This window comes from Nonomuraea aridisoli (assembly GCF_003236395.1).
Taxonomy (GTDB): domain Bacteria; phylum Actinomycetota; class Actinomycetes; order Streptosporangiales; family Streptosporangiaceae; genus Nonomuraea; species Nonomuraea aridisoli.
Genome location: NZ_POUD01000364.1, coordinates 1 through 7,740, shown reverse-complemented (window position 1 = coordinate 7,740; position 7,740 = coordinate 1). Strand labels below are relative to the sequence as shown.

Below are 7,740 nucleotides of genomic sequence, written 5' to 3'. Positions count from 1 at the left end.
GGTCAGGACTTCGGCGTCGGCGGCTGAGGGAGTGAGAGCGATGAGGCCGGCCGTGAGGCCGACGGACTGCAGCAGGGTGCGCCTGTCGAGGGACAAGAGCCTTGCTCCTCCCGATATGGGCGGGATTTTTCCCTGCAATATTCGTCTTTACGGAGAATCCTGACAAGATCAGATATTTGCCCGATTGATCGATTTTCGCGCGTTATGTGGCGAAAAGGCCGGTTGCGCGGGTGGCCGGGGTTGGGCTGAACTGGGGGCGAGAGCCGTACGTCGAAGGAAGGCCGATGGCGACCGGTCGTGTCGAGATCGTCGGGAGCGACCGGGGACCGCGCCGGCCGCACCGGTCCGGGTTGGTGATCGGCGCCGTGTTCCTGCTGGTCGTGGCGCTGGGGCTGGCCGAGCGGCCGTCCGACCGCGACCTGCCTCGTCCGGCTCCGGTGATCACACCGGTGCCCGTACGCCATCCGGCCGGCGTGACGGCCAACGCCGTCTACCCGGTCCCCGAGGGGACGGGTGACACCAGGCGGATGCGGGTCACGTTCCCGGACGGGTCGCGGGCCGAGCTCTCCTACCCCGCGGACCTGAACCTTGCCGCGCTCGGCGCACGTCCGTACGTCGCGGGGACGCTCGACGGCGCGGACGGCTTCCGGCCGCTGACCGCGCCGCTCTACGGCGAGGCCGAGACCTCCGCCGGCCGGCCGATGATCCGCCGTCTCACCGGCAACGTCACGCTGTGGCCCGGGCCGCCCGGGGTGGACGACGCCGGGGCGGTGCTGCTGTTCGGGTTCGGCGACTGGCGGCTGGCGTTGCAGGACGGGCCGGCCGGGATGACGTTCGAGCAACGTCTGGACTGGGCGGAGCACCTGCGCGGCACCGTCACCCCGGACGGGTTCCTCACACTGTCGGCCGGCGGCCCGCTGCGACTGGCGCGGCGCGGCGAGGTCCGTGACGGCGTACTGGTGGGGCCGCAGCTGTGGCTCGGCGGGCTGAGCCGCCGCATGATCGTCCTGGCGCCGGTGCCGGAGTGCGGGCGGCGGATGTCCGTGGTCCTCGACCCGCGCCACACCATCGCGGGAAGCGTCTGCCGCGACGGTTTCCACCTGGCCGCCTCGGGCGACGAGAGGTTCGTCCGTACGGCACTCCGACACGTCGGCGTCCGGGCGCTATGAGCCCGGACGCTCGCTCTGAGATTCCCGAGGCCGTCACCTCCGCGCCGGGGCGCCACGGCGCACCGGGCGGGAGCGCTCGTCGCGCGCGGCCCTCTCCCGCTCGCGCGGGGCCTCCTCGGGCTCCTCTTCTTCCTCGTACTCCTCGTACTCGGCCTCTTCCGGCTCCTCCTCGCGCTCGGCCCGCTGCCTGCCGCGCGGGACCTCCTCCGGCTCCTCTTCTTCCTCGTACTCCTCGTACTCGGCCTCTTCCGGCTCCTCCTCGCGCTCGGCCCTCTCGCGTGGAGCCTCCTCTTCGGGCTCTTCCTCGGCCTCTTCGTACTCCGGCGCCTCTTCGCCCTCTTCGGCTTCCGCTCGCACTTCTTCCCTGCCCTCTTCGGGCTCTTCCTCGGGCTCGCCCTCACGTTCCTCGGACAGCGCCGTCTCGTGGTCCTTGACGACCTCGCCGTCGCGGATCTCGCCCCGCCAGCCGCTCTCGGCCATCTCGTCGGGGTTGAGCATGACCTGCCGCATGACGTGCCGCGCGAAGTGCTTGAGCTCCAGCCGCGCGCGCCGGCCCTGGGCGCGCCAGAGGTTGCCGGTGTGCTCGAAGAACCCCTGCGGGTGGTATTCCAGGACCACCACCACACGGGTGTAGTCGGGGGTGAGGGCGTGGAAGCTCACCGCGCCGTCGACGTACCCCTTCGCGCCCTCCGAACGCCAGATGATCCGCTCGTCGGGCACCTGCTCCAGGATCTTCGACTTCCACGTGCGGTGCGACCAGAAGACCTGCGCCTTCCACGACAGCGTGTCGTCGGCCTCCTGGTTGACGTTCTCGACCTTCTTCATGAACGTGGGGAAGTCCTGGAACTCCGTCCACTGGTTGTAGACGATCCGGCGCGGGGCTCCGATGTCGACCGTCTCGACGATGTTGGTCAGCTTGAGCTTCTTGGTGCCCTTGCCCTTGCCCTTGCCCTTGAAGATCTTGCCGAAGATTCCCTTGACAGCTCCCTTCGCCGCTCCCGCGATGGTCGAACCGCCGATCGACTTGTCCGAGCCGGTGACCGCGCCCAGGAGGTTCTTCGCGCCGCCGCCACCGCCTTGGGCGAAGTCACCGAGCCGTCCGCTCAGACCTTCGATCTTGCCGGTCACCGACATCAGCGCGCGCTCCGCCAGGGCCATCGACAAATCCTGCAGGGCGGCGGTGAGCTGGCCGGTCGGCAGTTCCGGCACCGCCTTGCCCACCGGAGTCTCGCGGACGGCCTCCTGCCCCTTCTCCGCGGTCTCCTGTCCTCGGCGGACCGCCTTGCCCGCCAGTTTCGTGGCCTCGGTCATCGCACTTCACTCCCCCGTCGACTGGGACGGCCGCCTGCGAGCGGTGCCGGCCATCCGCCTGCGTGTCTCGTCCGCGGCCTCCCGGCCGGGGACCTTCGACATGCGCGGCTTGGGCACCCGGGCTCTGGGCTTCTCTTCTTCCTCTTCGTACTCGGCCCTCTCCGCCTCTTCCGGTGCCTCTTCCGGTGCCTCCGCCTGCTCGCCGGCCTGCGGTTGCCGCAGAGTCTCGGTCCGCTCGTGCAGCCGCTCGGTGATGGACTCGATCTGCTTGCTCGCCGCCGACACGGCGGCCGCCTTGGCGACCTCCAGCACTTCGCCCTTCAGCCGGTCGGCCATGCCGGCGATCTCGGGTGAGGAGCCGAGCAGCTTGGTCCCCTGCTGCAGCAGCCCTCCCTGCTCCTTTCGGAGTTTGCGCGCCGCGCCGCCGACCGCCAGAGCCAGGGCCATACGCAATTTGTGGCGCCTGCCCAGGTAGTAGCCCACGATGACGGCCAGCGCCACCTTGCCCGCGTCCTTCATGGCACGCTCCTCACGTTTCGACCGCCTCTAACGGCCCCGCATGCCCTCAGCGACCACACCGAAACACCTATATGCCTATAAACCGGACATTCTGCTGAGCCAGGGGTGAGTGCCGTGCTCGATCTCCAGCGCCTCGGCCAGCCAGCGCCGCTGGTCGTCCGTCAGCACCGGCAGCACCGCCGCGAAGTCGGCCTCGTCCTTCGGCCGGACGCCCTTGGCCTTGTAGAGCAGCTGGACCTCGGGGGCGAGCCGGCGGAAGCCGTCGTCGGCGACGGTCAGCCCGGCGAGCGGGCGGCGGATGCGGTGGTCGCGCCGGTAGACCCACTGGCCGCCGTCGGTCTCGTCCAGCATGAGCTGGAAGCGCCACGGCCCGCCGGGACGCTCGCGCACCCAGATGTCGTGCGCCTGCGCGGCCAGCGTCTCGCCCGCTTCCCAGGGCCGCAGCGTCCCGTCCAGCGCGACGTGCGGGTCCCAGCCGTCCAGCAGGCGCCGCGCCGCGAGCTGGTCGCGGCGCGGCAGCGCGACGTCGATGTCCTCGTGCTCCCGGTACGCGCGCCCGACGGCCCGCTCGATCGCGTACCCGCCCGCCACCCACCACGGCGCCCGGAGTTCCCGCAGCAACGCGACGACATCGGGCAGAGGCGTGTGGTCCCAGATCCCCCAGGCTGTATCGACTCTCATCCCGTCATGATTCAGGGGGCCATGCGCGCCGTCCATCGGCCGGGGAGGTCATGCTCGGGCCAGTCGGCGACGTAGCCGGGCGGCGTCACGTCGGCGTGGATCACCACCAGGCGGTCGCCCCGCTCCATGGCCTCGCGGATGCGGGCGGGCGCCCGCTCGGCGAAGCGCTGCATGATGCCCTGCGACTCGCATCCGAGCATGTAGCCGATCTGCACGCCCGACTCGCCGTAGACCATGCAGGGCGGCCGCACCCCGAGACGGCGCAGCTCGACGACGGCCTCCGCCATGCGCTGCCGGCCGTTCTCGTTGGCCTTGATCATGCCGTACGCGTACGCGCCCTGCAGGAGCAGGTGCGCCCCCAGCCCGGCGGCCACGAACGCGAGCAGCGGCCCCCGCCGCCGGGCGAGCTCGGTCATGCCGTCCGCGATGGGCAGCGCGAGCAGCGCGTACGCGGGCATCAGGAAGCGCGGCGCGGCGTAGTCGACGTAGAACAGGTACGGCAGCGCCAGCGCCACCCCGCAGGCCGCGGCCAGCAGCGCCGGCCAGGGACGCCCGGCCCGCCAGGCCAGCCAGACGCCGACGGCCGCCATCGCCGGGATGGCCAGCCACCAGATGAGCGCGATCGGCGAGACGGGGCCGCAGTCGGTGCCGAACCGGCACAGGCTCGGCCCGTCCAGCGCGCGGGCGTGCTCGACCAGGGAGAGGGTCCAGCCGGTGACGTTGTGCTCACCGGCGTCGCGCAGCCGCTCGGGGATCCCGCCGAAGTCACGCTGCGCCTCGATCATCCACTGTCCCCAGCCGACGGCCAGTCCGGCCGCGATGCCGAGCAGCGTCCTCAGGCTCCGCCACGCCGGCACGGCCAGCGCCGCCAGCCCCAGGACGCCCGCCGCCACCAGCGAGTCGGAGGGGCGCATCAACGACATGACGGCGAACGCGCCCGCGAGCCCGGCCGCCGTCGCCCAGGACCGCCCGCCCAGCGCCACGAACCCGGTCGCCGCCACGGCGGACAGCGCGACGTAAAGATTGGGCATGGCCTGGCCGCCGTAGAACAACGACAGCCAGCAGCCGGCGAACAACAGCGCGGCCAGCGGCACCGCCGCATGGTCGCGTACCCGCAACCACACCGCGAAGGCGGCGAACAGGCCCAGCGACGACAGCGCGATCAGGTAGATCCGCAGCACCGCGATCGAGTCGGTCGCCATCACGACCGGGCTGACCAGGAGCGGGACGCCACGTGCGCGCGGCGCGCTGTACGGGGCCGGCGGCGCGTGGGCGGCGTACTGGCTGGCGTAGACGGCCTCGTCCCATCCGATCCCCATCCAGGGGAAGGCGAGCAGCAGCAGCTGCGCGAGGCCGTACCCGGCGCTCACCAGGGCGAGCAGGATCAACGGGCGTGGCCGCGCACCGCGCCGTACACCGAGGCTGGGCAGGCGGGGGCGAGTGACGGTCATGGTGAGACTCCGAACGCTGCGCCGGAAAACACCACCCACGTACCCTCGGCGGACGTCCTTTCACGCCTCCCACCAGGGACGCTTTACGCACCCGACACCGACTCCGGACACCGCGCGCGCCCCGGCATGCCCCTCCGTGACGTTTCCGGCTAGGGCCGATAACCCTAGTTCCACCCCGACCGGATGGCATTTGCGCAGATCAGCAGCCATTACCCTGACAGAGGTCGGTACTAAATGCGCGGCTGGAGGTGGGGATGACCGCATCGGAGGACGCGGCGACAGGGGGCCACGTCCCGGCTGCCGCCGTGGTCGATGCGGACGGCACCGTCACCGGGTGGTCGCAGGCCGCGGAACAACTCCTGGGATACACCCCCGCCGAGATCGTGAGCCGTTCGGCCGCGGTGCTGCTCAGGTCGCCCGACGCCGCGGAGCGGTTGGCCGCGTGGATGGAGCGGGTCACCGGACGCGACGAGTGGTCCGGTCTCGTCGAGGCCCGCCACCGCGACGGCCGCGGCGTCATGGTGCACCTGCGCGGCTGCCGGGCCGACGCCACGGAGGACGCGCCGCAGTGGGTCCTGCTGGCGACGCCCGTGGGCGAGGTGGCGACCTCGGTGCTGGAGCCGCTGGTCAACCGGTCCCCCGTGGCGATGTGCCTGCTGGACCGCGATCTGCGCTACATCTGGCTGAACGAGACGGCCGAGAGCGTCAGCGACTACTTCCCGCGTTATGTGGGCAGCCGGGTGGACGACTGGCCGAAGGACGGCATCGAGCACCTCATCACCGCGGGGCGGCGGCTCCTCGAGGACGGCGTGCCCGTCATCGACCGGGAGATCCGGCGCAGGTCGACGGCCGGGCGCGAGGACCGCACGTTCTCGATGTCGATCTTCCGGCTCGACGGCGTCGACGGCGAGCCGCTGGGCCTGGTCTCGATGGCCATGGACATCACCCACAGCCGGGCCCGCCAGCGGCTGGCGATGCTCGCCGACGCCAGCGCCAGGATCGGCACCACGCTCGACGTGATGAAGACGGCGCAGGAGCTGGCGGAGTTCGCCGTGCCGGCGCTGGCCGACTACGTCACGGTCGACCTGGCCGAGTCGGTGCTGCCGGAGGAGGGCCCGCTGCAGCGGCTGGCCGCCACGGACGACAGCATCCCCGCCTTCCGCCGCGCGGGCGTGGCCTCGATCCACCCCGGCCTGCCCGAATCGCTCTGGAGGCGGGGAGAGGTGGTGTACGTGCCGCCGGAGTCGCCGTTCACCGCGGTCCTGGCCTCGGGACGCTCCCACTTCGAGCCGAAGCTCGACACCTCGCACGGCACCTGGCTCGACGTCGACCCCGGCCGCTCGAAGATCATCCACGACACCGGGATGCACAGCCTGATCATCGTGCCGCTGCGCGCCCGCGGCGAGATCCTCGGCATCACCGTGTTCGTCCGCACCGACAACGCGACGCCGTTCGCCGAGGACGACCTGACGCTCGCCGAGCAGCTCGTCGCCCGCGCCGCGCTCAGCCTCGACAACGCCCGCCGCTACACCCGCGAGCACCACGCGGCCCTGGCGCTGCAGCGCCACCTGCTGCCGCGCACGCTGTCCGGCGGCGGCGCGGTCGAGGTGGCCTCCCGCTACCTGCCCTCCGACGTGCACAACGGCGTCGGAGGCGACTGGTTCGACACGATCCCGCTGCCCGGCTCCCGTGTCGCCCTGGTGGTCGGCGACGTGACCGGGCACGGCATCAACGCCGCGGCCACCATGGGGCGGCTGCGCACCGCCGTACGCACCCTCGCCCACATGGACATGTCCCCCGCCGACCTGCTCGCCCACCTCGACAACCTCGTCCTGCGCCTGAACGAGCAGGACACCGGCGCCGGCGGCCTGTCCGCCGCCGAGATGGGCGCCACCTGTCTCTACGCCGTCTACGACCAGGCCGACGGGCGCTGCACCCTGGCCGCGGCCGGGCACCCGCCACCCGCCGTCGTCACCCCCGACGGCGCCGTCACCTTCCCGCCGGTGCCCGCCGGCACCCCGATCGGCCTGGGGCTGGCCTCCTACGAGGCGATCGACGTGGAGCTCGGCCCCGGGTCGCTGCTCGTCCTCTACAGCGACGGCCTGATCGAGACCCGCCACGCCGACATCGACGAGGGCATGGCGCGGCTGCGCACCGCGCTGTCCAACCCGGCGCTCCCGCTGGAGCTCCTCTGCGACGCCGTGATCGACACCATGGTGAACGACGCCTCCTCGGAGGACGACATCGCCCTCCTCGTGGCCCGCACCCTGTGACCTCCCGGGCCGGTCAGCGCTCCGCCGTCAGGTTCTTCAGCCAGGCCCCCGCGCCCTGCAGGAGCAGGTCGAGCTCCTCGCGCAGGCGCGCGTTCTCCTGCTCCAGCTCGGCGTTGCGGCGGCGCAGCTCGGTGTTCTCCCGGCGCAGCCGCGCCGGCTCGTCGCCGTTCGACGCTTCGGGGCGAGGCGCGGCGGGGGTGGTGTCGTGGGTGCGGAACGCGTCCCCCCACGGCCCGAGCTCCTCGTGCGCGATCTTGGGGATCCGCACGACCTCGTCGGCTCCGGGGATCTGCACGACCGCGGCCGGGGCGATCGGCGCGGCGGGCTCGGCGGTGG

7 protein-coding genes are annotated in these 7,740 nt (G+C 72.0%); 2 read left to right on the top strand and 5 right to left on the bottom strand.

All coding sequences use genetic code 11. The features are described from left to right. The first annotated feature begins 284 nt into the window (after positions 1-284). Positions 285-1,169, top strand: a complete 885-nt coding sequence (locus tag C1J01_RS43960) for a hypothetical protein (RefSeq protein WP_111184952.1) — start codon at positions 285-287, stop codon at positions 1,167-1,169. Positions 1,170-1,202: 33 nt separating this feature from the next. Here C1J01_RS43960 and C1J01_RS43955 read toward each other — a convergent pair whose 3' ends face one another. From C1J01_RS43955 to C1J01_RS43940, 4 genes are all read right to left on the bottom strand, one after another. Further along, positions 1,203-2,480, bottom strand: a complete 1,278-nt coding sequence (locus tag C1J01_RS43955; protein ID WP_111184951.1) for an SRPBCC family protein — start codon at positions 2,478-2,480, stop codon at positions 1,203-1,205. A gap of 6 nt (positions 2,481-2,486) precedes the next feature. Continuing rightward, entirely contained in the window at positions 2,487-2,999 is a 513-nt protein-coding gene (locus C1J01_RS43950) for a hypothetical protein (RefSeq protein WP_111184950.1), read from the bottom strand. A gap of 75 nt (positions 3,000-3,074) precedes the next feature. Continuing rightward, positions 3,075-3,680 carry a nucleotidyltransferase domain-containing protein gene (locus C1J01_RS43945; protein WP_111184953.1) on the bottom strand — a complete coding sequence of 202 codons (606 nt, stop codon included), beginning with the start codon at positions 3,678-3,680 and terminating at the stop codon, positions 3,075-3,077. 11 nt (positions 3,681-3,691) lie between these two features. Continuing rightward, a complete protein-coding gene (locus C1J01_RS43940; RefSeq protein ID WP_146615950.1) occupies positions 3,692-5,131 on the bottom strand; it encodes a glycosyltransferase family protein in 1,440 nt (479 codons plus the stop codon). Between the two features lie 254 nt (positions 5,132-5,385). Between C1J01_RS43940 and C1J01_RS43935 the strand changes: the two genes are divergently transcribed. Then, entirely contained in the window at positions 5,386-7,404 is a 2,019-nt protein-coding gene (locus C1J01_RS43935; protein WP_111184948.1) for a SpoIIE family protein phosphatase, read from the top strand. Between the two features lie 13 nt (positions 7,405-7,417). On the opposite strand, the gene C1J01_RS50645 is transcribed toward C1J01_RS43935, so the two are convergent. Beyond that, a partial coding sequence (locus C1J01_RS50645; protein ID WP_181449302.1) for a coiled-coil domain-containing protein occupies positions 7,418-7,740 on the bottom strand: 323 nt, incomplete at its 5' end.

Excerpts from the sequence above, each read along its gene's own strand:
- C1J01_RS43955 (WP_111184951.1), bottom strand. The coding sequence starts at position 2,480 with ATGACCGAGGCCACGAAACTGGCGGGCAAGGCGGTCCGCCGAGGACAG.
- C1J01_RS43935 (WP_111184948.1), top strand. The coding sequence starts at position 5,386 with ATGACCGCATCGGAGGACGCGGCGACAGGGGGCCACGTCCCGGCTGCC.
- C1J01_RS43960 (WP_111184952.1), top strand. The coding sequence starts at position 285 with ATGGCGACCGGTCGTGTCGAGATCGTCGGGAGCGACCGGGGACCGCGC.
- C1J01_RS43945 (WP_111184953.1), bottom strand. The coding sequence starts at position 3,680 with ATGAGAGTCGATACAGCCTGGGGGATCTGGGACCACACGCCTCTGCCC.
- C1J01_RS43940 (WP_146615950.1), bottom strand. The coding sequence starts at position 5,131 with ATGACCGTCACTCGCCCCCGCCTGCCCAGCCTCGGTGTACGGCGCGGT.
- C1J01_RS43950 (WP_111184950.1), bottom strand. The coding sequence starts at position 2,999 with ATGAAGGACGCGGGCAAGGTGGCGCTGGCCGTCATCGTGGGCTACTAC.